This window comes from Mesorhizobium sp. 1M-11, assembly GCF_001303895.1.
GTDB lineage: Bacteria > Pseudomonadota > Alphaproteobacteria > Rhizobiales > Rhizobiaceae > Mesorhizobium.
This window is the reverse complement of the sequence record NZ_LJSD01000011.1, coordinates 335,046-356,633: the sequence shown is the minus strand read 5'-3', so window position 1 is coordinate 356,633 and position 21,588 is coordinate 335,046. Positions and strand designations below refer to the sequence as shown.

The window sequence follows — 21,588 nt, the reverse complement described above, 5'->3', positions numbered from 1 at the left end:
ATCGATCCGTTTCGCGGGAATTTCGTCAAAAATCAGCCCTTCGTAGCGGATGCCGGCGGATCGTCGGCGATCCGGGCATAAAGATAGTGGTCTTGCCACGCTCCATTGATGCGAAGATAGGAGCGCGCCAGTCCTTCACGCTGGAATCCGGCTTTTTCAAGCACACGGATCGAACGAATGTTGTCGGGAATACAGGCTGCTTCGATCCGGTGCAACTTGAGTGTGTCGAAGGCGAAACGCACCACGAGGTTAACGGCGTCGGTCATCATGCCGCGACCGGCATAGCGCTCCCCGATCCAGTAGCCGATGTGGCCGCTTTGCGCGACACCATGACGGATATTGCCCAGCGTGATGCCGCCCGCCAGCTTGCCGGAGCTCCGGTCGAAGATGAAGAAGGCGATCGCCGTGCCTTGCGCGTAGTCTTCACGGTAACGGCCGATACGATGGCGCCAGGCGGAGCGGTCGAGTTCGTCTGGCGCCCAGCGCGGTTCCCAGCGCTCCAGAAACGCCCGGCTTTCTCCACGCAGTGCCGCCCATTCGCGATGATCGTTCGCCATGGGCACGCGCAACAGGACTTTCTCGCCCTTCAGCGCCGGCAGATCTCGCCGAAAGAAAGGGAGCGCGAACACGGCTGTCGGCCAGGATCAGACGGCAAGCTTCCGGGCTGTAACCTCGATGCCCGGGAGCTGGTCGAGAACGGCCTCGTAGGGCGCCAGCGTGCCGACGGGGCCAACGGCGGCCAGTGTCGGCCGCGTTGAGAACAGGCGTGACGACAGGTCGGTCAGGCGCTCCGTGGTCAGAGCTCCGAGCCGTTCCATCAGTTCCTCCTTCGGGATCGGCCGACCGAACAAGAGCAACTGACGTGCGATCTGGGATGCCCGGCTGGCCGGGCTTTCCGCAGACATGATCAACCCCGCACGGTACTGCGCCCGAGCTCGGTCGAGTTCTTCCTGGGAGATATCCTCACCCGCGCGCTGCAGTTCGCGCACGATCACCGGTACCAGTTCGGCGATATCGTTCTGACCGGTGGCGGCATGGACACCGAACACGCCCGTATCCGAGAAGCCCCAATGAAAGGCATAGACCGAATAGCAGAGACCGCGCTTTTCGCGCACCTCCTGGAACAGGCGCGACGACATCCCGCCGCCGAGGATCATCGACAGCACCTGCGAGGCGTAGAAGTCACGCACGTGATAGGCGCGGCCCTCGAAGCCGAGCACGATCTGCGCGTCCATCAGGTCGCGGTCCTCGCGGAAATCGCCGCCGACATATTGGGCATATTGCGGAGCGGTGTTCTCGGCCTTTGAACGGAAGGAACCGAGTTTATTTTCCACCTCTCGCACGAAATCGTCATGTTTCACGTCGCCGGCCGCAACCATGACCATGCGCTCTGCGCCGTATTGGCGCTCCATGAAATTGTGCAATTGCTTGGAAGTGAAGGATTTTACCGTTTCCGGCGTTCCCAGGATCGAGCGGCCGATGGTCTGGTGACGAAAAGCGGTTTCGGTGAACCGGTCGAAGACGACGTCGTCGGGCGTGTCATGAGCGGCGCCGATCTCCTGCAGGATGACGTTTTGCTCGCGCTCCAGTTCCTCGGGATCGAATTCCGATTCCTGCAGGATATCGGCCAGGATATCGACCGCCAGCGGCACGTCGTCGGACAAGACACGGGCGTAGAAGGATGTCGTCTCGACGCTGGTGGCGGCGTTGATCTCGCCGCCGACATTCTCGATTTCCGAGGCGATCTCGAAGGCCGAGCGCCTCTTCGTGCCCTTGAATGCCATGTGTTCGAGCAGGTGGGCCATTCCGTGCTCATCATCGCGCTCGTTACGGGCCCCGGACTTGACCCAGGCGCCGAGAGCAACGGATTCGATGCTTGGAAGGGTTTCGGTGGCGACTGTCAGGCCGTTCGACAGACGGCTTACCTCAACACCCATATAGCTAAAACTCCCTAACGCGCCGCCCGGGAGCGGCGACGAACATAATCTTCCACCATTTTCAGGTCCGATGGAAGTACCGCATATTTTTCCTCCGAATTCATTAAGTCGGCAAGCCATGAAGGCAGTGCAGGGTGGATTCCGCTTGCTTCTTCGACGGCGGCCGGGAATTTCGCGGGATGCGCGGTACCCAGAACGATCATCGGGGTGTTGCTGGCAGATTGCAAGGCCGCGACATGAACACCTGACGCCGTATGGGGATCGAGCAGGTAGTTCGAACGGGCCAGCGTGGCGCGGATTGTCTCTGCGAGGTCAGCCTGAGTCGCACGCCCAGCGTCGAACTCGGCACGGATGCGGGCAAGCCCTTCCGTCTCGATGGTGAAGGCACCGGACTGCTTCAGCGAATTCATGTAGCGACGCACCGTCTCGGCATTGCGTCCCGAGACCTCGAACAGCAACCGCTCGAAATTCGAGGACACCTGGATGTCCATCGACGGCGAGGTCGTCGCGACGACCCCTTTCATGCGGTATTCGCCGCTGGAAAGCGTACGCGCCAGGATATCGTTGTCGTTGGTGGCGATCACCAGGCGCTCGATCGGAAGACCCATCCGCTTGGCCGCGTATCCTGCGAAGATATCGCCGAAATTACCGGTCGGCACGGTAAAGGACACCGGCCGATCAGGCGCGCCGAGCGACAGTGCCGACGAGAAGTAATAGACGATCTGGGCCATGATGCGCGCCCAGTTGATCGAATTCACGCCCGACAACGAGACCGCGTCGCGGAAGCCGTGGTCGTTGAACATGTCTTTCAGCAGGCCCTGGCAGTCGTCGAAATTGCCCTCGATTGCCAGCGCATGAACGTTGGCGGCGGTTGAAGTCGTCATCTGCCGCTGCTGCACGGGTGAAACACGCCCGTTCGGAAACAGGATGACGATGTCGGTACGCTCGCGTCCGGCAAAGGCCTCGATGGCTGCACCACCTGTGTCGCCCGATGTGGCGCCGACGATGGTTGCACGATCGCCGCGCTCCGAAAGCACGTGGTCCATCAGCCGGGCGAGCAACTGCATGGCCACATCCTTGAAAGCGAGCGTCGGGCCATGAAAGAGTTCGAGCACGAAAGTGTTGGAACCGGTCTGGACCAGCGGGCAAACCGCTTCGTGACGGAAGGTCGCATAAGCCTCGCGCACCAGCTTCTCGAACACGGCAGGCGCGATTTCGCCGCCGAGGAAGGGTGTCAGCACGCGAATGGCGAGATCCGCATAGGAAAGGCCACGCATGGCTTTGATTTCGGCGGGCGAGAAATGCGGCCAGGTTTCGGGCACATAAAGTCCGCCGTCGCGCGCCAGGCCGGCCAGCACGGCATCCGAAAATCCGAGCTCGGGGGCCTCTCCGCGGGTACTTACATAGCGCATTGTAGACTTTCCATTTCAGCTGCCATTTCGCCCGATTGCCCTCGTTTTGGGCTAAGGCGTGGATTTGTGCGCGTCCTCAGTCGCATTTTTGCCGTCTCGTTGCTATAGGTCGCCTGCTTCGCGTGAGGGAACTGCTTTTTATGGTGTTTCGTTCGTCCAACAACCGCCTTGTCGCGGGTTTCATGTCCATGGGCTTTATGCTGATCGTCGCAGGCTGCCAATCGAGCGACGGCAGTGGTTCCGGTGGCGGTTTCCTGGGGGTGGGCAAGAAGGATGATGCCGCCATCAATGCCGATGTCGCCAAGGCAAAGGCTTCCGATTTGAGAGCCTATTGTCCGAAGGTGACCCTGCGTGAAGGCACTGCCGTCTACAACACCTACGGTAAGGCCGGAGCAAAGCCGAAGGCTCCAAAGGACCAGGATCCGGCCCTCGCAACTGATACGGCGCAGGATGATTCAGCCCGCCTTTCCTACCAGGCCTCGATCGGCGACGTGACGCGCGACTGCAACCGCGACAACGGCATGCTGAACATGAAGATCGCCGTGGCCGGGCGCATCGTTCCAGGCCCGACAGCGGTACCGGGCACCGTCACCCTGCCGATCCGCGTGGCCGTGGTTGAGGGCGACAAAGTGCTCTATTCACAGATCTATCAGCACAAAGTGCAGATTTCCGACACGTCCACAGCCACCCAGTTCGTGTTGAACGATTCCAACATCTCCATCCCCCAGCCGTCTGCCGCGACCTACCAGGCCTTTGCCGGTTTCGACGAGGGGCCGAAGAAGGTACAGAAGTCGGATGAAGATCAGCCAGTGAAGCGGCGTGTCCGCAGGCCTAAGCCGAAGGCGGCTCCGGTGGCGAATGCGCCGGCCGCTCCTGCACCTGCAAAGGGGAGCCAGACGACGATCTCGGATATCCCGCGCTAAGGCGCGGGTCCAAAAGAGAGGCATTAAAAAGGGGCGTACGCCCCTTTTTCTTTTGGCAGGGACGCCGGTCTCAAGCGTCCTGCGACCATTCCGATAGCGCTGCAAGCACGCCCTTCAGATCCGACCAGCGGTTGATCACCGTTTCGGCGCCTGCCTCGGTCAGGATGTCGGCGTGGCCGGGATAGCTGTGCGCCGCGCCAGTGAAACCGATCACGCGCATGCCGGCCGCGCGGGCGCCATGGATGCCGTGAGCGGAATCCTCGATCACGAAGGTGTTCGCGGGATTTGCCTTCAGCACCTGCGCTGCATGCAGGAAGACGTCAGGCGCCGGTTTGGTTTTCTTCGTCGGTGTTTCGAGTGCTGAGAAGATGCGACCTTCGAACAGCGGCAGGAGCCTTATCTTCTCAAGCATGAAGGCAATGCGCTCCGAGCGTGAATTGGAGCAGATGCAGCGCGGCGCCGTGACCGACGCGACGGCCTGGTGCACGCCGTCGATGGCGCGAACGTCGGAGCGCAGCTTGCGGTCGACCAGTTCTTCGGCGCGTGTGATCAGCGATGCCTGGAAGGGAATGTTCGCCTTGTGCTCGATCGCCATCATGATGTCTTTGAAGGTGAGACCGGCGTAGGTTTCGGCGATCTCCTCGGCGCTGATTTCGAAGCCCGCTTCGGTGATCAGCTCGGCCTCGACGCGTGCGGCGATGATTTCGGAATCGACGAGCACGCCGTCGCAATCGAAAATGACAAGGTCTGGTTGGGGCATTTCGGTCCATCTACGGAAGGGGAGGGCCGGCGCGGCATACACCAAGCACCGGCGAGCGGCAAATCACGCCTCCGCTTCATCAAATATTTACTGAGAACGGTAACCATAACGGCTGGTAAATGTAACGCGTATCCTGGGTAATCAGCATGTCTGCCGTGCGTCTTCTCGACGAACTTTCCCAAACTCCCCAGCAGTCCGAATGGCTGGATACGATCCTCAAGGGCGATTGCGTTGCCGCGCTCGACCGGCTGCCGGAAAAATCGGTGGACGTGATCTTTGCCGATCCGCCCTATAATCTGCAGCTCGAAGGTACCCTGCATCGGCCCGACCAATCCAAGGTCGACGCAGTGGACGACCATTGGGACCAGTTCGAGAGTTTCGAAGCTTACGATGCTTTCACTCGCGCCTGGTTGCTGGCCGCGCGCCGTGTTCTGAAGCCGAACGGCACCATCTGGGTGATCGGCTCCTATCACAATATCTTCCGCGTCGGTGCCAAGATGCAGGATCTCGGCTTCTGGATCCTCAACGATGTCGTCTGGCGCAAGACCAATCCGATGCCGAATTTCCGCGGCCGACGCTTCCAGAATGCCCATGAGACGATGATCTGGGCATCGCGCGACCAGAAGGCCAAGAGCTACACCTTCAACTACGAAGCGCTGAAAGCCGCCAATGACGACGTGCAGATGCGCTCGGATTGGCTCTTCCCGATCTGCACCGGCGGGGAGCGGCTGAAGGACGATAACGGCGACAAGCTGCATCCGACGCAAAAGCCGGAAGCCTTGCTGGCGCGCATCATGCTGGCTTCGACCAAACCGGGTGATGTCGTGCTCGACCCATTCTTCGGCTCCGGCACTACGGGCGCCGTGGCCAAACGCCTCGGACGCCACTTCGTCGGTATCGAACGCGAGCAGTCCTATATCGACGCGGCCTATGAGCGTATAGCCGCGGTAAAGCCGCTCGAAGGCACGGATCTGACGATCCTTGCCGGCAAGCGGGCGGAGCCGCGCGTCGCCTTCATCAGCCTGATAGATAACGGGTTGGTGAAACCCGGCACCACGCTTTACGACGCCAAGCGCCGCTGGTCAGCCAAGGTGCGCGCCGACGGCACGCTTGCCATCGGTCAGAGTGCCGGTTCCATCCACAAGGTCGGCGCCGAAGTGCAGGGGCTCGACGCCTGCAACGGCTGGACCTTCTGGCACTACGAGCGTGCCGGCGGACTTACCCCGATCGACGAACTGCGCAAGATAGCGCGGCTCGGTATGGAACGCGCCGGAGCGTGATCCCGAACCGAAGGTCAGCAAAAGCTGCGGACTTTCGGGCAAAGATCGTGCGACGAAACAAAAAGAGGGCTTAGCCCTCGACGTCCACTCGGATTATCAGGCCATCATCGTCAAGGGTGATGGTCTCGGCGCCGTGCCGTTCCCGCCACACGCCGGTCTTTGTGCTGGTTCCGGTGAGCGACCATTCGGAACGCGCGCTGTTGGGCGACAGCGCTTCCAGCTTCTTGTCTTTCGCGTCCTGGTCCGGATATTCCTCGAAATAGGTGCGGAAGGCCGCCATGACGGCATCCCGGCCTTCGATGCGTCCGCCAACTCCTTGCGAAACATAGACAACTTCAGGCGCGAACATCGCCTCGATTGCGGCGAAGTCTTGCGCGTTGGTTACTTCGTGGAATCGGGCGAGTGTCTTGGCCGGCTCGTGAATGACGCTCATGCTTTTATTCCCCGCTCCGCCAGATCGCGTTTCAGCGTCGCGGCATCGGTGAACAGCACCGCCTCCCAGCCAGCCTCCTTGGCGCCGTCGACATTCTTCTGGCTGTCGTCAATGAACAGTGTTGCCGACGGCTCAAGATCGAAAGATTTGATGTGATGGTCGTAGATGGCACGGTCGGGCTTGATGAGTTTCACGTCGCCCGAAACAGTCACGCCGCGCGGCCGTTTCAGGAAGATGAAACGCTCCTGTGCTTCCCGGAACGTGTCGGAAGCGAAGTTGGTCAGCATGGTGACGTCATGGCCGTCATCGATCAGGCCTTCCATCAGCGCGACGCTGTCATCATAGGCGTGCGGCACCATCTCATGCCAATGGCGGCGGAAATTGCGGATGTTCTCGGCATGATCCGGGTGTCGGTCGAGCAGCAGGCCTTCCGCCTCTTCCCATGTGCGGCCGCGATCCTGCTCCACATTCCAGTCGCTCGTGCAGACATTGTCGAAGAACCACTGACGTTCCGCTGCGTCCGGGATCAGCCGGTTGAAAGGCAGATTGGGGTCGTAGTGCAACAGCACCTTGCCGATGTCGAAGACTATGTGGCGGATTTCGGTCATGCTGTCCTCTTGTGCGGACCTTTTTGGGTCGAGCCGGGCATAGCTGCTTCGATTGCCTTTTTCATGACAGTGGGCAAGGCCTCGTCATTGATCCAGCCGGGTCGCGACCAGAAGAAACCTTGCGGGGCGGCGGTGATATCGACGCTCGCCATATAGACGCTGAGTTCCAGCGCAAAATGCGTGAACACGTGGTTGATGGTGCCACAAGGGCGCCAGTTTGCTGGAAACGGCGCGGCATCCGTGCCGGTTGCGCCGTCCACACGCGCGGTCCAGCCTGTAGTCGGTACCTCGCTCATGCCGCCGAGCAGGCCTTTTTCAGGGCGCTTGCGCAGGAGGACAGCGCCATCGTTGCGGATCGCGACGAAGGCGGCACCGCGCCGTGACGGCTTTTCCGGCTTGGCGAGTTTCACCGGATAGAATTCCGGATCTCCGGAAAGGATCGCACTGCAGTCCTGCCGCAGCGGGCACAACATGCAGCGGGGCCTGCGCGGCGTGCAGATGGTGGCGCCGAGATCCATCATTGCCTGAGCGAAGTCGCCGGGCCTGCCTTGCGGCACCATTTTTTCGACATGGGCGCGGATTCCCGGCTTTGCCAGCGGCAAGGGAGTATCGATCGAAAACAGCCGTGAAACGACGCGCTCGACATTGCCGTCAACGACCGCGGCAGGACGGTTGAAGGCGATAGCGGCAATCGCCGCGGCGGTGTAGGCTCCAATGCCGGGCAGGGCGCGCAGGCCATCCTCGGTGTCTGGAAAGCGGCCGCCTTGCGCTGCGATCTGGTCCGCGCAAGCTTTCAGGTTGCGCGCTCGCGAATAATAGCCGAGCCCGGCCCAGGCTTTCATGACGTCGTCGGCATTCGCCGCGCCGAGTGCCTGTATGGTGGGCCAACGCTCCAGGAAAGCCTGGAAATAGGCTTTGACCGCCTCGACGGTGGTCTGCTGCAACATTACTTCCGAGAGCCAGATGCGGTAAGGGTCTGGTTGAGTGCCTCTGGCAAGGTCGCGCGGCGCCACGCGCCAGGGCAGATCGCGATGATGCGCGTCATACCAGCCAAGCAGGCGGGAGGCGATGTCGATCCCGCTGTCATATGCGGGCTTGCGGGTCTGGTCGGGCGGTGTCATTGATCGTTTCGGGATGCGGTTCAGCCGGTCCTGCTGTCTGACGGAGAACGCATGACAGGGAAAGCCCCTTACAGCAATCCCGTGCCGGTCAGTGATCTTGCAACCGGCATCTTGGACCCGGTACTGCGCAAGCGCGCCGGCATCTCGATCGGTCTCGTCCAATCCTGGGAGGAGATCGTTGGACCGCGGCTCGCCGGCACATCGAGGCCGGAGCGGATCCAGTGGCCACGACGCATGCATGAGGATGATCCGTTCGAGCCCGCCGCCCTCGTCGTTGCTTGCCAGGGGGTGGCAGCACTTCATCTCCAGCACCAGGCCGACGAGATCATCGGTCGCGTGAATGCGTTCCTGGGTTTCCGGGCCGTCGGCCGCATCCGCATCGTGCAGAAGCCGCTGACGGAGACCAAACGCCGCACTGCCCAACCGGCCAGGCCGTTGACGCCGCTGGAGAAGTCACGCCTCGAACGCGTAGTCGGCGGCGTGGAAGACGAGGCATTGCGTGCTTCGCTGGAGAGATTGGGCGCCACCATCATCGGTCAGCGCAAATAGACTTCACCACGCTCTCGCGTTTTCGTGATCGTTTCAACCGGTTTTCGCGATTGGACTTGGGCCCCGCAATGCCTTAATTCCCGCGAACTCTCGCTTTTCCTTGGCTATCCATTGCAAAATCAAATCCTGATCAGGTGATTCGATGAACCGTCTTCTGTCCCGCAGATCCATTCTGACCACGCTGGCCGTCGCACCGGCGGCGCTGGCGCTCGCGGCCTGCAATAAGGTGGGTGAGGCCGAAGCCGAGACCGCCAAGCCGGCAGAGACCACCAAGCCTGCAGATGCGATGAAGCCGGCTGGGGCCGACAAGCCGGCGGCGGCTGCGCCGCAGTCGTCCGGATCCGTCGACATGACAGCGCTCCTGAAGCCTGGCGAGTTGCCGGAAAGGCAGCTTGGCGAGGATGATGCCAAGGTCACTATCGTCGAATACGCTTCCATGACCTGCCCGCACTGCGCGCATTTCCATGAAACGACGCTGCCGGAGCTGAAGACCAAATATATCGATACAGGCAAGGCGCGATTGATCTTCCGCGAGTTCCCGTTTGATCCGCGTGCCGAGGCCGGTTTCATGCTGGCGCGCTGTGCCGGCGACAACTATTTCCCGATGGTGGATGTCCTCTTCAAACAGCAGCAAAACTGGGCCGTGGCAGAAAACGTCAAGGATGCCATGTTCCAATTGTCCAAACTGGCCGGTTTTACACAGGAGAGCTTCAACGCCTGCTTGACGGACCAGAAACTTCTGGACCAAGTCAGATCAGTGCAGAAGCGCGGCGCGGACGAATTCAAGGTCGACTCAACGCCGACCTTCTTCATCAACGGTCAAACCTACAAGGGTGCGTTGTCGATTGAGGAACTGTCGGCCATCATCGACCCTCTGCTCTGACGTTCCGGCAGCGCCGGGGCGGCAGCGGCTCGGCGCGAGCCCCCGTACGGGGCTGCGCGAATGAAATTCTCGCGGCTGCGCCTGCTCGGTTTCAAATCCTTCGTCGAACCCGGTGAGTTCGTTATCGAACGCGGCCTCACCGGTATCGTGGGGCCGAACGGCTGCGGCAAGTCCAACCTGGTGGAAGCGCTCCGCTGGGTGATGGGCGAAAGCTCCTACAAGAACATGCGCGCGTCCGGCATGGACGACGTCATTTTCTCGGGCTCCAACACGCGGCCGGCCCGCAACACCGCCGAAGTCACGCTTTTCCTCGACAATGTCGACCGTACCGCGCCATCCGCCTTCAACGATGCCGACGAACTACAGGTTTCGCGCCGCATCGAGCGCGAGGCAGGTTCGGTCTATCGCATCAACGGCAAGGAAGCGCGCGCCAAGGACGTGCAGCTTCTCTTTGCCGATCAGTCTACCGGCGCTCGCTCACCCTCGATGGTCGGGCAGGGCCGCATCGGCGAACTCATCCAGGCCAAACCCCAGGCGCGTCGCGCTTTGCTGGAAGAAGCGGCAGGCATTTCCGGCCTGCACACACGCCGCCATGAAGCGGAACTGCGGCTGAAAGGTGCCGAGCAAAATCTCGAGCGGCTGGACGATGTCGTCGGTGAGCTGGAAAGCCAGATCGAGAGCCTAAAGCGTCAGGCGCGTCAGGCTTCGCGTTTCAAGAACCTCTCAGCCGATATCCGCAAGGCGGAAGCCACCCTGCTGCATCTGCGCTGGACGCTTGCCAAGGCGCAGGAAGCCGAGGCGCGCTCGGCACTGGCAACGGCGACCGCGCTCGTCGGCGACCGCGCCTCTTCCCAGATGAATGCCGCCAAGGAACAGGCGATCAGCGCGCACCGCTTGCCGGATCTGCGCGATGCGGAAGCCAAGGCCGCGGCTGCCTTCCAGCGCCTGTCGATCGCCAAGTCGCAGATCGAGGAAGAGGCAGGTCGTATCAGTGCCCGCCAGACGGAACTCGACCGGCGCCTGCAGCAGCTCGACGCCGACATCGAGCGCGAAGAGCGCATGGTGCGCGACAATGCCGCCGTGCTGGAGCGGCTGGCGGCGGAAGAGACGACACTGAATGCTGAAAACGCTGGCGCGGCCGAGCGGGAAGCCAACACCCGCGCTGCCTTCGAGCAGGCGACGGCCACACTGGCGGCCAGCGAAGAAAAACTGGCCAAGCTGACAGCGGAACGCGCGGAGGCCGCCGCCGGACGTAACCAGATCGAGCGCACCTTGCGTGAGGCCGCTGAACGGCGTGACCGTTTCGCCCGCCAGCTTGCCGATGCCGATCGCGAACTCGCTGAAATTGGTCAGCGCATCGCCGCCCTTGCCGATCCGGCGGAGAAAAAGATCCTGGTCGAGGAAGCGACCGAAACGCTTGCTACCACCGAGACGGCAGCGCTCGAATCCGAGCAGCGGGTGGTCGAGGCGCGTGGGGCAGAGGCTGCAGCGCGTGGTCCGCTGCAGGAGGCCAAGGCAGAACTTGCCCGGGTCGAGACCGAAGCACGCACACTGGCCAAGATCCTGAACTCAGTCGGTGGCGGAGACCTTTTCCCTGCCGTCTTGGAACAGATCAGCGTCGAACGGGGCTTTGAGACGGCGCTGGGTGCGGCTCTTGGCGAAGACCTCGACGTGCCGCTCGACCGCAGCGCTCCCGTACACTGGGGAGATGGTGAGGTGCAGGCCGGCGACCCGGCATTGCCGGAAGGCACGTGCAGCTTGGCCAGCGTCGTCAAGGCGCCGGGACAACTGGCGCGTCGCCTGGCGCAAATCGGCATCGTCGAAGCGGGCGACGGCAAGCGGTTGCAAGCGTTGCTGCTGCCCGGCCAGAGGCTGGTGAGCCGCGAAGGAGCTCTCTGGCGTTGGGACGGTTTCACGGCGAGCGCCGATGCGCCAACGCCGGCCGCGCAACGCCTCGCACAGAAGAACCGGTTGGCCGAACTCGACGCCGAGGCGATTGCCGCAACGCGTGTCGTGCGGGCGGCCGAGGAGGCCCTTGCCAAGGCGGAAGCTGGGCTGCGTGCCGCTGTCGAGGCCGAAAAGGGAGCACGCCAGGCCTGGCGCGAAGCGCAGCATGCGCTCGATGCGGCGCACAATGCGCTGGTTCAGGCGGAAAGAGCGGCTGGTGAGTTCACGACGCGGCGGGCTGCCCTGACCGAATCCCGTGCTCGGGTGGTCGAGGCCCATGAAGAAGCCTCCGCCATCCACGTCGAGGCGGAAGAGCAGTTGAAAGATGCTCCCGATCTTGCCGACCTGCAGTCCAGGCTCGAACAGGCAGCCGCCCATGTGTCGCGCGATCGCGCAGCACTTGCCGATGCCCGCGCCGTCCATGAGGGGCTGAAGCGCGAAGCGGAGGCGCGCATACGCCGCCTGGAAGCCATTCAAGGAGAGCGCAACAACTGGCTGTCGCGGGCTGAGAATGCGTCCGCCCAGATAGCCTCGCTTGGTGAACGCAAGGCCGAGGCTGCCGCCGAACGCGAGCAACTGGCCGATGCGCCCGATGAACTCGACCAGCGCCGTCGCGCTTTGCTGTCGCAGCTTTCGGAAGCCGAGACGCTGCGCAAGAACGCTGCCGACCGCTTGCAGGAAGCCGAAAACCGCCAGGCCGAGCTCGACAAGGCGGCCACCGCCGCCATCACCACGCTTGCCGAAGCACGCGAGGCACGCGTGCGCGCCGAGGAGCGGCTGACCGCCGCCGACGAGCGCCGGCTGGAAGTCGAAGCCCGCATCCAGGAAGCGCTCAACACGCCGCCGCATCTGGTCATCCGCCACACCGGGCTGGAGGCTGACAGCCCGATGCCCGACATGGGCGAAATCGAGCGTCAGCTGGAGCGGCTGAAGATCGAACGCGAGCGGCTCGGTGCCGTCAACCTGCGCGCCGAGGAAGAGCAGCGCGAGCTGTCGGAGCGGCTGGAGACCATCGTTTCCGAGCGTGAAGACGTCATCGAGGCGATCCGCAAGCTGCGCCAGGCCATCCAGAGCCTCAATCGTGAAGGCCGTGAGCGGCTGCTTGCCGCTTTTGACGTCGTGAACAGCCATTTCCAACGGCTGTTCACGCATCTGTTCGGGGGCGGTACAGCCGAACTGCAATTGATCGAGTCGGAAGATCCTCTTGAGGCCGGCCTCGAGATTCTTGCCCGTCCACCCGGCAAGAAGCCGCAGACCATGACGCTTTTGTCTGGCGGCGAGCAGGCGCTGACTGCGATGTCGCTGATCTTCGCCGTTTTCCTCACCAATCCGGCACCGATCTGCGTGCTGGACGAGGTCGATGCGCCGCTCGACGACCACAACGTCGAACGTTTCTGCAACCTGATGGATGAAATGTCGGCGTCGACGGAGACGCGCTTCGTCGTCATCACCCACAATCCGATCACCATGGCGCGCATGGACCGCCTGTTCGGTGTCACCATGGCTGAGCAGGGTGTCAGCCAGTTGGTCTCGGTCGACCTGCAGGCTGCGGAAGCGATGCGCGAGGCAAGCTGACCTTCGTCGCCATCTGTGCTGTTGAACTTTCCACGATCTCGGTGATAGCACTCAAATCGCCGGCCGGCTTGCTTGGTCGCAGTCTGCGGTCACGGAGAACGCCCTTGCCCATACTCGTCACCGGCGCAGCCGGCTTCATCGGCAGCCATGTCTGCCACCGCCTGCTCGACCGGGGTGAGGAGGTTATCGGCGTCGACAATCTGAATGACTATTACGATCCGGCGCTGAAGCAGGCGCGCCTTGAGCGGCTTTCCCCGCGCAGCCACTTCTCGTTCCACAAGCTCGACATAGCGGATGAGAACGCACTGTCTTCACTGTCGAGCCGTGGCATCAAGCGTATCGTGCATCTCGCGGCTCAGGCCGGCGTGCGCCACTCGCTCGACAATCCACGCGCCTACATACGCTCCAACATTGCGGGGCATCTAGAAGTGCTGGAGTTCTGCCGGGCGCAGCCTGGTTTCGAGCACTTGGTCTATGCCTCGTCGAGTTCGGTCTATGGCGGCAACCAAAAGGTACCGTTTTCGGAGGCCGACAAGGTAGACACCCCGGTTTCGCTTTATGCGGCCACCAAGAAGGCCGACGAGCTGATGAGCCACACCTACGCTCATCTTTACTCCATTCCACTTACGGGCCTGCGTTTCTTCACGGTTTACGGGCCGTGGGGCAGGCCAGACATGGCCTATTGGCTTTTTACCAAGGCCATCCTTTCCGGCAAGCCGATCCGTGTTTTCAACCAAGGCGAGATGTGGCGCGATTTCACCTATGTCGATGACGTCGTGGAAGCCGTGGTGAAGGTATTGGACAATCCGCCGGCCGGCGAGACGCCGCCGGTACGGCTCTACAACATAGGCAACAACAGTCCGGTCCGGCTGGGTGATTTCATCGACACGCTGGAGCATCTGATCGGTATTGAGGCCAGGCGGCAATACGAGCCGATGCAGCCTGGCGATGTCGAGCGCACCTTTGCCGATGTCACCGAACTCGACCGTGCCATCGGCTTCAAGCCCAACACCTCCATTGAGGATGGGTTGCGAAAGTTTGTCGACTGGTATCGTGATGAGTGGCAGGGGCGAGATAATTAGCGAGCCCGGAAGCGGCGGTTGCCCCGATGTTTGCTGGAGATGAGATCGGGATGGTGCGCTGACCTATCCACGATCGTTGCGCATGGCCCCTAAACGGCGTCCAAATGACACTGCCTTGATTGCTGTCGGCAACAATGTATTACGTACTTTCCGCTAAGGTGCAGAAGCTGCCGTATCTTAGCAGGGCGGAAAAGCTAAATTTGATCCACGGGCCTGGCGCAAGATTTTGAAACACAGGCTTTGTGTGGTTGACTCAGCGAGCTAAGAGAAAGTGCTTCTGGCCTCTGACGGTGGCTTGCCTGCGTAGTTATATCCGACTCAACTTTACAACCGAGCCCGTTCAACATGACTTCTCAAAAATCGATTTTTCTCTCTGGAGAAGGTGACGCTTGGTTCGAGCGCAATCTTTCAGCGCTTAGACGCAAGGAACAGGATCTCGTTGTAAATGAGTTGCTGAGCCTGCAGGTTCAGCCAAAATTTGTTGCGGAAGTTGGTTGTGGGGAAGGGGAGCGCCTGTCACTTCTTCGTAAGAAATTCGGATCGACGTGCTGGGGATTTGATCCGTCGACCAAGGCTGTTGACCATGCTCGCTCAACATATGCCGATATTACGTTTGAAATCGGAACGGCCGATAAAATTGACCTTCCGGATTCCAGTATTGATACCCTTATTTTTGGGTTCTGCTTGTATTTAGCAGATCCAAAAGACTATTTTAAGATAGCTGCAGAGGCAGATCGCGTTCTGGTTGATGGTGGTCTAGTGGTTATTTTGGATTTTAGTCCGAGACACTTTTTCAAGAACCCATATTCCCACAAGCCTGGGGTATTTGCTCATAAAATGGACTTCTCTGGGCTTTTTACTTGGAATCCAGCGTATCGGCTAATTAATCGGCGATATACAGAGCATGGTCCTAAATTTACGTACGACGAAAATGAATCAATTTGTCTCGATTTTATAAAGAAAGATTGGACGAAAGCGTTCCCAAAATCCTTGCAGTATTGAGGTAGACGTGCGCGTCGGCTTCTCATCGATATATTCGTGGCGCCCTCACGTTGAGCATTTGATCTTTCTTGCAAGGTTGATGCGGTCGGCAGGGCACGAGGTTAGGTTTCTCACTTGCGATTCTGACCTGCCCACCTGTTACACTCGCGAATTGCGCCCTTATGCGCGGACAAATTGTCTTAGTTGTCGAGCCGGCGGAGTGCGTTCTTTCGAGCGTCTCGATGTTTCATCTATACATTCATTCGCAAAGACCATTCAGGATCAGAACTCATCAGAATGGGCAAGATCGAGCGCTAGCACCATTGGTCGCTTCGAGTCTAATGCAGATTACGATAGTCAACATTACAAAGAGCTAGTCGCTAAAATCGCTCCTGCGGTGGCGGTTGCATATTCGGCAGCCCTGTCGTGGATCGAACGTGAGAAACTTGATGCTGTTTGTGTCTTTAACGGGCGCATGGACGCCACAAGGGCTATCTCTGAGGCTGCGAAAGCGGCTGGAATTCGATTTGTATCGCTTGAACGAACTTGGTTCGGAGATGGCCTGCAACTTCTGCCGGATGAAAGCTGCCTTGGACTCGCGTCTGTGGATCGAATTGTAGCTGAGTGGCGGGATGTACCGCTATTGTTGAACCAGGCCACCCGGGCAGCCGGCCATGTTGCTTCCCGGTTTCTTCACAGCAATGTTAAAGAATGGCAGGCGTACAATGTTGGCGCCACTACTCTCCAATGGCCAGCGAGCGGTCATCGGCGCGTGCTAATCCTGCCGAGCAGCCGAAACGAATTTTACGGCCACCCGGATTGGGAGAGTGCTTGGCCGGAAGTGACAGCTGCCTACGACGCGCTCATTGATCGTCTTTGCCTCAAACCTGAGGATATCGTACTCCGATGTCATCCAAACTGGGCGCGATACATTGGGCAAAACGATGGAAGTTTGTCCACGAGCTACTATCGCGAATGGGCGAAACGACGAGGGGTAACGTTTATTGAGCCGTCTGCGCCTGCCAGCACACTCGACTTGATTGAGCAAGCGGAAGTTATCGTCGTCGGAGGTAGCAGCGCGAGCTTGGAAGCAGGCATATTGGGAAAGCAGGTGGTCGCAATTGCTCCATCGACCTATCAAGCTGCCGGTTTCCAAATCCGCGCCTATTCTCAGGAGGAGGTGGATAGGTTGGTTCTCCCCTCGGATCCTGGCGAGTCTGATCGCGTTGCTCGCTTAACATTGCGGTATGCCTATTCGATGTTTTACCGGCTTCCTCAGTATGTTCCGTTCGTACGCAGTCAGACGACAACAAGATACTTATATCGCAATGGTGCAGACCCTGATCGTTTCGCCGATCTCTGCAGAAATGGTGTGCTGAAGCCTGATGATTTATCTTTTGCCAGCAATGATGCCGACGAGGACGCAGTGCTCTCACTCATCAAGCGTGGCCAATGGGAGAATCTAATCGATCGGTTCAGAGTTCTTGAAACTCAAGACCTGGGCGAAGAGCTGAGCAGACGTCCATTCTTTCAGGCAATTGATCGTATGCGTAACCTCATGCCCTTGGGGCATGATTGGCGCAAGATTGCAGGCAATTAGTTGTGAATTGGCTCTTGCGAGATCGCCGCGCAGGTTGGTTTCAGCACTCCAGTCTGGAATGAGGCGGCTACCGATCTTGCCTATGGCTGGGGCGCCAGGATTCGAACCTGGGAATGTCGGTACCAAAAACCGATGCCTTACCGCTTGGCGACGCCCCAACAATCGATCGCGTGAATCGAGCGTGAGCGGCCTTATAGGCAGAGCCGGCCAAAAGCACAATCGCCAATAGCAGACCAAAATCCACGCACGGACCCCAGAAAGGCTCGGGCCGTCGAGCAGCCGCTATTCGCCCCAAACCGCCAGTTCATTGCCGGCCGGATCGGCGAAGTGAAAGCGCCTGCCGCCGGGAAACGAGAAGATCGGCTTCACGATTGTGCCGCCGGCGTTGGTTACTGCATCGAGTGTCTCTTCCAGGTTTTCCGAATAGAGCACCGGCAGCGGCTTGGCCGCGGCTGCAGAGGCGTCGGCGTCAAAACCACCATCCAGCCCTTCGCTGAAAGCCGAATATGTCGGGCCGTAGTCCGTGAACGACCAGGAGAAAGCCGCGCTGTAGAAAGCCTTGACGTTGTCGAGCTTGCCATTCGTGGCCGGCATTTCGATATAGTCGAGCTTGCCCGTCTTCCGCATCGCTGTGCTCCTTGTTCTTTGTATGTTCTCTTTATCGCACAAAACCCGGCAAAGGCTCAAGGGGCGGTATACTGAGCCCCGAGAGCCGTTGGCAGCTCGGTTGCTGATTCCCCTCTCGCTTCAAGACGGGGTCCGGATACACCGCTCGGCCATCCTTATGGGTGGGATGTTCTGCCCGATTTCCGACACATCGCTCACCCCTAAAATGGCTTAATCGATTGTAGGCACGGGCGAATGTTTCAAGCGCTTGCCTTTCGCAGCGCAGCATCCTAGGCAGGCCGCGAGGCTTACCCTGGGGCAAGAGCCCTGAGGCAAAACCAGGCTGAGGAGCAAGCATGACCAAGTGGGTCTACACCTTTGGCGACGGAGCGGCCGAGGGCCGCGCCGGAGATAAAAATCTGCTGGGCGGCAAGGGAGCCAATCTGGCCGAGATGTGCAGCCTGGGCCTGCCGGTGCCGCCAGGTTTTACGATTACCACTGATGCTTGCAATCACTATTATGCCAATGGCCGCGCCTATCCGGACACGCTCGAAGCCGACGTGGATGAGGCATTGGGACATATAGGCCGGATCACCGGCCGCAGCTTCGGCGATCCCGCCAAACTGCTTCTTGTTTCGGTGCGTTCTGGCGCCCGCGCGTCGATGCCCGGCATGATGGATACGGTGCTCAACCTTGGGCTCAACGACGAGACGGTCGAGGCACTGGCGACCGATTCCGGCGATGCGCGTTTTGCCTATGACAGCTATCGCCGCTTCATCCAGATGTATTCCGATGTCGTCATGGGGCTCGACCACGAGGTCTTCGAGGAAATCCTGGAAGACCAGAAAGCAAGCTTGGGCTACGAACTCGACACGGAACTTTCGGCCATCGAATGGCAAGGTGTGATCGCACTCTACAAGGCCAAGGTTGAGGAAGAACTCGGCAAGCCGTTCCCCCAGAATCCACGCGAACAGCTCTGGGGCGCTATTGGCGCCGTCTTTTCCAGTTGGATGAATGCGCGCGCCATCACCTACCGCCGGCTGCACGATATTCCTGAGGCCTGGGGAACCGCTGTTAATGTCCAAGCCATGGTTTTCGGCAATATGGGCGAGACCTCGGCCACCGGCGTTGCCTTCACCCGCAATCCTTCGACCGGCGAGAAGGTGCTTTACGGCGAGTTCCTGGTGAACGCGCAGGGCGAGGACGTGGTGGCCGGTATCCGCACGCCGCAGAACATCACCGAAGCTGCCCGCATCGCCGCCGGCTCGGACAAGCCCTCGCTGCAAAAGCTGATGCCCGAGGCCTTCGCCAACTTCGTCGCGATCTCGGACAAGCTCGAAAAACACTACCGCGATATGCAGGACCTCGAATTCACGATCGAGCGCGGCAAATTGTGGATGCTGCAGACGCGCTCCGGCAAGCGCACTGCCAAGGCCGCGCTGAAGATCGCGGTTGATATGGCTCATGAAGGGCTGATCACCAAGGAACAGGCTGTGGCTCGTATCGATCCGGCTTCGCTTGATCAGCTCCTGCATCCGACTATCGATCCCCGTGCCGAGCGCAACGTCATCGGCGTCGGCCTGCCGGCATCGCCCGGTGCAGCCACCGGCGAGATCGTGTTCTCTTCCGATGAGGCCGAGGAACTGAAGTCTCAGGGGCGCAAGGCGATCCTGGTGCGCGTCGAAACCTCGCCTGAAGACATCCATGGCATGCATGCCGCCGAAGGCATCCTTACCACTCGCGGCGGCATGACCAGCCATGCTGCGGTGGTGGCACGCGGCATGGGCAAGCCTTGCGTCTCGGGCGCCGGTTCGCTGCGCGTCGACCACAAGGCCGGCGTTCTGATTGCACTCGGCGCTACCTTCAAGAAAGGCGATGTCATCACCATCGATGGCGGCAACGGCCAGGTGCTGAAGGGTTCTGTGCCGATGCTGCAGCCGGAGCTTTCAGGCGATTTCGCCGCCATCATGGAATGGGCTGATGGCGCGCGCCGCATGAAGGTGCGTACCAATGCCGAGACGCCGGCCGATGCACGCATGGCCCGGTCGTTCGGTGCCGAGGGTATTGGGCTCTGCCGCACCGAGCACATGTTCTTCGACGGCGCCCGCATCGTCGCCATGCGCGAAATGATCCTGGCCGATACCGAGAAGGACCGTCGTGCCGCGCTTGCGAAGCTTCTGCCGATGCAGCGCTCGGACTTCCTGGAACTGTTCGAAATCATGGCCGGCCTGCCGGTGACCATCCGTCTGCTCGACCCGCCGTTGCACGAGTTCCTGCCCAAGACCGAGGAGGAGGTGGCCGAGGTTGCTGCTGCGATGAATGTCTCGGCAGACAAGCTGCGGCAACGCACCGAAGCTCTGCACGAATTCAACCCTATGCTCGGCCATCGCGGTTGCCGCCTGGCGGTTTCCTATCCGGAGATCGCCGAAATGCAGGCTCGCGCCATCTTCGAGGCGGCGGTCGAAGCCGGTCGCAAGGCCGGTGCGCTGGTGGTGCCGGAGATCATGGTGCCGCTGGTCGGAATTGTGAAGGAACTCGACTATGTCAAGGCGCGCATCGACCAGGTGGCGAAGGCCGTCATGGATGAGAGCGGTGTCAAGATCGACTATCTCACCGGTACCATGATCGAGCTGCCGCGAGCGGCGATCCGCGCCCATGTCATTGCCGAGACTGCGGAATTCTTTTCCTTTGGCACGAATGACCTCACGCAGACCACTTTCGGCATTTCTCGCGACGATGCTGCCTCCTTCCTGGAAACCTATCGCCAGAAAGGCATCATCGAGCAGGATCCGTTCGTGTCGCTCGACAGGGACGGCGTTGGCGAACTGGTGCGCATGGCCGCTGAAAAGGGCAAGGGCACGCGTCCGTCGATCAAGCTCGGCATCTGCGGCGAGCACGGTGGCGATCCGGCCTCGATCCGCTTCTGCGAGGAAGTGGGGCTGGACTATGTATCCTGTTCGCCCTTCCGTGTGCCGATCGCCCGTCTGGCGGCGGCACAGGCGGCGGTCGCAAAGTAACAGGGGAACGTCCGGCGATCTTGTGTCTGTCGTCGCAAGATCGCCGTTTTCGCCATCCAGGGACAGCGAAAAACAAGTTCCCCGAAAGTTGCGATGCGTATTTTTGCTGCCTTTGCCCTGACGGCGACGCTACTGACCGGTCAAGCCCTGGCTGTCCCGTCCGAACACCTTGTCGAACCAACCTTGCACATTGCACCGGGCGGCAAGGAAACGCCACGTGTGGCGCTGACCTTCGACGCATGTATGGGCAAGGCTGACCGCCGCATCCTGTCCGTGCTGATCGACAACCGCGTGCCGGCGACGATCTTCGTCACCAGCCGCTGGCTGAAGCACAATAAAGATGTGCTTGCCGAGTTGCAGGCGCATCCGGATCTGTTCGAAATCGAGGATCACGGCGCCATGCACGTGCCGGCGGTCGATCGGCCGACCCGTATCTTCGGCATTGCCGCCGCCGGCTCGCCCGCGGCGGTCGACCAGGAGGTGCGAGGTGGCGCTGAAGCGATCGAGGTGGCCGGTGTGACGGCGCCACGCTGGTTTCGCGGTGCGACAGCGCGTTATAGCAAGAGCGCCATCGAGCAGATCCGCAAACTCGGCCTGCGTGTCGCCGGCTACTCTGTGAACGGGGACGGCGGTTCGTTGCTCGGCGCAGCAACAACAGAAAAGCGCATTGCCGCTTCCCGTGATGGGGATGTGATCATCGCTCATATCAACCAGCCGACCCACATGGCTGGCGAAGGGGTGGCCAAAGGTATCCTCGCGCTCAAGGCCAAGGGGTTTTCCTTCGTGAAATTGTCGGATGTGCCTGCTGAGGGGTCGGACGGCACAACCGTTGAGACGGTTGCAGGTTACTGAAAGCCTTCCTCGGCCTGAGTGG

At 60.5% G+C, this 21,588-nt stretch carries 18 protein-coding genes and 1 tRNA gene; 10 read left to right on the top strand and 9 right to left on the bottom strand.

Annotated elements, in window-relative coordinates; translation table 11 throughout:
• Positions 1–32 precede the first annotated feature (32 nt).
• From AO692_RS05470 to thrC, 3 genes are read right to left on the bottom strand one after another with little or no spacing between them, the layout of a single operon-like run.
• Positions 33–629: a GNAT family protein gene (locus AO692_RS05470; RefSeq protein WP_054309015.1), complete on the bottom strand. Its 597-nt coding sequence runs from the start codon at positions 627–629 to the stop codon at positions 33–35.
• Between the two features lie 15 nt (positions 630–644).
• The gene (locus AO692_RS05465; RefSeq protein WP_054309014.1) at positions 645–1,937 is read right to left on the bottom strand and encodes a pitrilysin family protein; all 1,293 of its coding nucleotides are present in this window, start codon (positions 1,935–1,937) and stop codon (positions 645–647) included.
• 14 nt (positions 1,938–1,951) lie between these two features.
• Positions 1,952–3,349 carry a threonine synthase gene (thrC, locus tag AO692_RS05460; protein ID WP_054309013.1) on the bottom strand — a complete coding sequence of 466 codons (1,398 nt, stop codon included), beginning with the start codon at positions 3,347–3,349 and terminating at the stop codon, positions 1,952–1,954.
• A gap of 140 nt (positions 3,350–3,489) precedes the next feature.
• On the opposite strand from thrC, the gene AO692_RS05455 reads away from it, so the two are divergent.
• On the top strand, positions 3,490–4,272 hold the full coding sequence (locus AO692_RS05455) for a hypothetical protein (protein WP_200911708.1): 783 nt from the start codon (positions 3,490–3,492) through the stop codon (positions 4,270–4,272).
• Positions 4,273–4,342: 70 nt separating this feature from the next.
• Here the strand turns inward: AO692_RS05455 and AO692_RS05450 are convergent, their stop codons facing one another.
• Positions 4,343–5,032, bottom strand: coding sequence for an HAD family hydrolase (locus AO692_RS05450; protein ID WP_054309452.1), 690 nt, complete (start codon positions 5,030–5,032; stop codon positions 4,343–4,345).
• 146 nt (positions 5,033–5,178) lie between these two features.
• On the opposite strand from AO692_RS05450, the gene AO692_RS05445 reads away from it, so the two are divergent.
• Entirely contained in the window at positions 5,179–6,312 is a 1,134-nt protein-coding gene (locus tag AO692_RS05445) for a site-specific DNA-methyltransferase (RefSeq protein WP_054309012.1), read from the top strand.
• A 70-nt stretch (positions 6,313–6,382) separates the two neighbouring features.
• Here AO692_RS05445 and AO692_RS05440 read toward each other — a convergent pair whose 3' ends face one another.
• The 3 genes from AO692_RS05440 to mutY are packed head-to-tail and all read right to left on the bottom strand — an operon-like array spanning position 6,383 to position 8,474.
• Positions 6,383–6,745: a nuclear transport factor 2 family protein gene (locus AO692_RS05440; protein ID WP_054309011.1), complete on the bottom strand. Its 363-nt coding sequence runs from the start codon at positions 6,743–6,745 to the stop codon at positions 6,383–6,385.
• Entirely contained in the window at positions 6,742–7,353 is a 612-nt protein-coding gene (locus tag AO692_RS05435) for an HAD family phosphatase (protein ID WP_054309010.1), read from the bottom strand. Before AO692_RS05435 ends, AO692_RS05440 begins: the two co-directional genes overlap by 4 nt.
• Positions 7,350–8,474 (bottom strand): A/G-specific adenine glycosylase, encoded by a 1,125-nt coding sequence (gene mutY / locus AO692_RS05430; protein WP_054309009.1) that lies wholly within the window; start codon positions 8,472–8,474, stop codon positions 7,350–7,352. Before mutY ends, AO692_RS05435 begins: the two co-directional genes overlap by 4 nt.
• A 51-nt stretch (positions 8,475–8,525) precedes the next feature.
• Between mutY and AO692_RS05425 the strand changes: the two genes are divergently transcribed.
• From AO692_RS05425 to AO692_RS32695, 6 genes are all read left to right on the top strand, one after another.
• Entirely contained in the window at positions 8,526–9,023 is a 498-nt protein-coding gene (locus AO692_RS05425; RefSeq protein WP_054309008.1) for a DUF721 domain-containing protein, read from the top strand.
• Between the two features lie 142 nt (positions 9,024–9,165).
• The gene (locus AO692_RS05420) at positions 9,166–9,906 is read left to right on the top strand and encodes a DsbA family protein (RefSeq protein WP_054309007.1); all 741 of its coding nucleotides are present in this window, start codon (positions 9,166–9,168) and stop codon (positions 9,904–9,906) included.
• Positions 9,907–9,966: 60 nt separating this feature from the next.
• A complete protein-coding gene (gene smc / locus AO692_RS05415; RefSeq protein WP_054309006.1) occupies positions 9,967–13,428 on the top strand; it encodes a chromosome segregation protein SMC in 3,462 nt (1,153 codons plus the stop codon).
• A 104-nt stretch (positions 13,429–13,532) separates the two neighbouring features.
• Positions 13,533–14,510, top strand: a complete 978-nt coding sequence (locus AO692_RS05410) for an NAD-dependent epimerase (RefSeq protein ID WP_054309005.1) — start codon at positions 13,533–13,535, stop codon at positions 14,508–14,510.
• 345 nt (positions 14,511–14,855) lie between these two features.
• A complete protein-coding gene (locus AO692_RS32165) occupies positions 14,856–15,512 on the top strand; it encodes a class I SAM-dependent methyltransferase (protein ID WP_082407226.1) in 657 nt (218 codons plus the stop codon).
• Between the two features lie 199 nt (positions 15,513–15,711).
• Complete coding sequence (locus tag AO692_RS32695; protein WP_152979729.1) at positions 15,712–17,091, top strand: hypothetical protein; 1,380 nt, start codon at positions 15,712–15,714, stop codon at positions 17,089–17,091.
• Positions 17,092–17,174: 83 nt separating this feature from the next.
• On the opposite strand, the gene AO692_RS05400 is transcribed toward AO692_RS32695, so the two are convergent.
• Both AO692_RS05400 and AO692_RS05395 read right to left on the bottom strand, forming a co-directional pair.
• A tRNA-Gln gene (locus AO692_RS05400) sits at positions 17,175–17,249 on the bottom strand.
• A gap of 124 nt (positions 17,250–17,373) precedes the next feature.
• A complete protein-coding gene (locus AO692_RS05395; RefSeq protein ID WP_054309003.1) occupies positions 17,374–17,718 on the bottom strand; it encodes a VOC family protein in 345 nt (114 codons plus the stop codon).
• 335 nt (positions 17,719–18,053) lie between these two features.
• On the opposite strand from AO692_RS05395, the gene ppdK reads away from it, so the two are divergent.
• Both ppdK and AO692_RS05385 read left to right on the top strand, forming a co-directional pair.
• Positions 18,054–20,714 (top strand): pyruvate, phosphate dikinase, encoded by a 2,661-nt coding sequence (gene ppdK / locus AO692_RS05390; RefSeq protein WP_054309002.1) that lies wholly within the window; start codon positions 18,054–18,056, stop codon positions 20,712–20,714.
• Positions 20,715–20,807: 93 nt separating this feature from the next.
• Entirely contained in the window at positions 20,808–21,566 is a 759-nt protein-coding gene (locus tag AO692_RS05385) for a polysaccharide deacetylase family protein (RefSeq protein WP_054309001.1), read from the top strand.
• Positions 21,567–21,588: the final 22 nt, after the last annotated feature.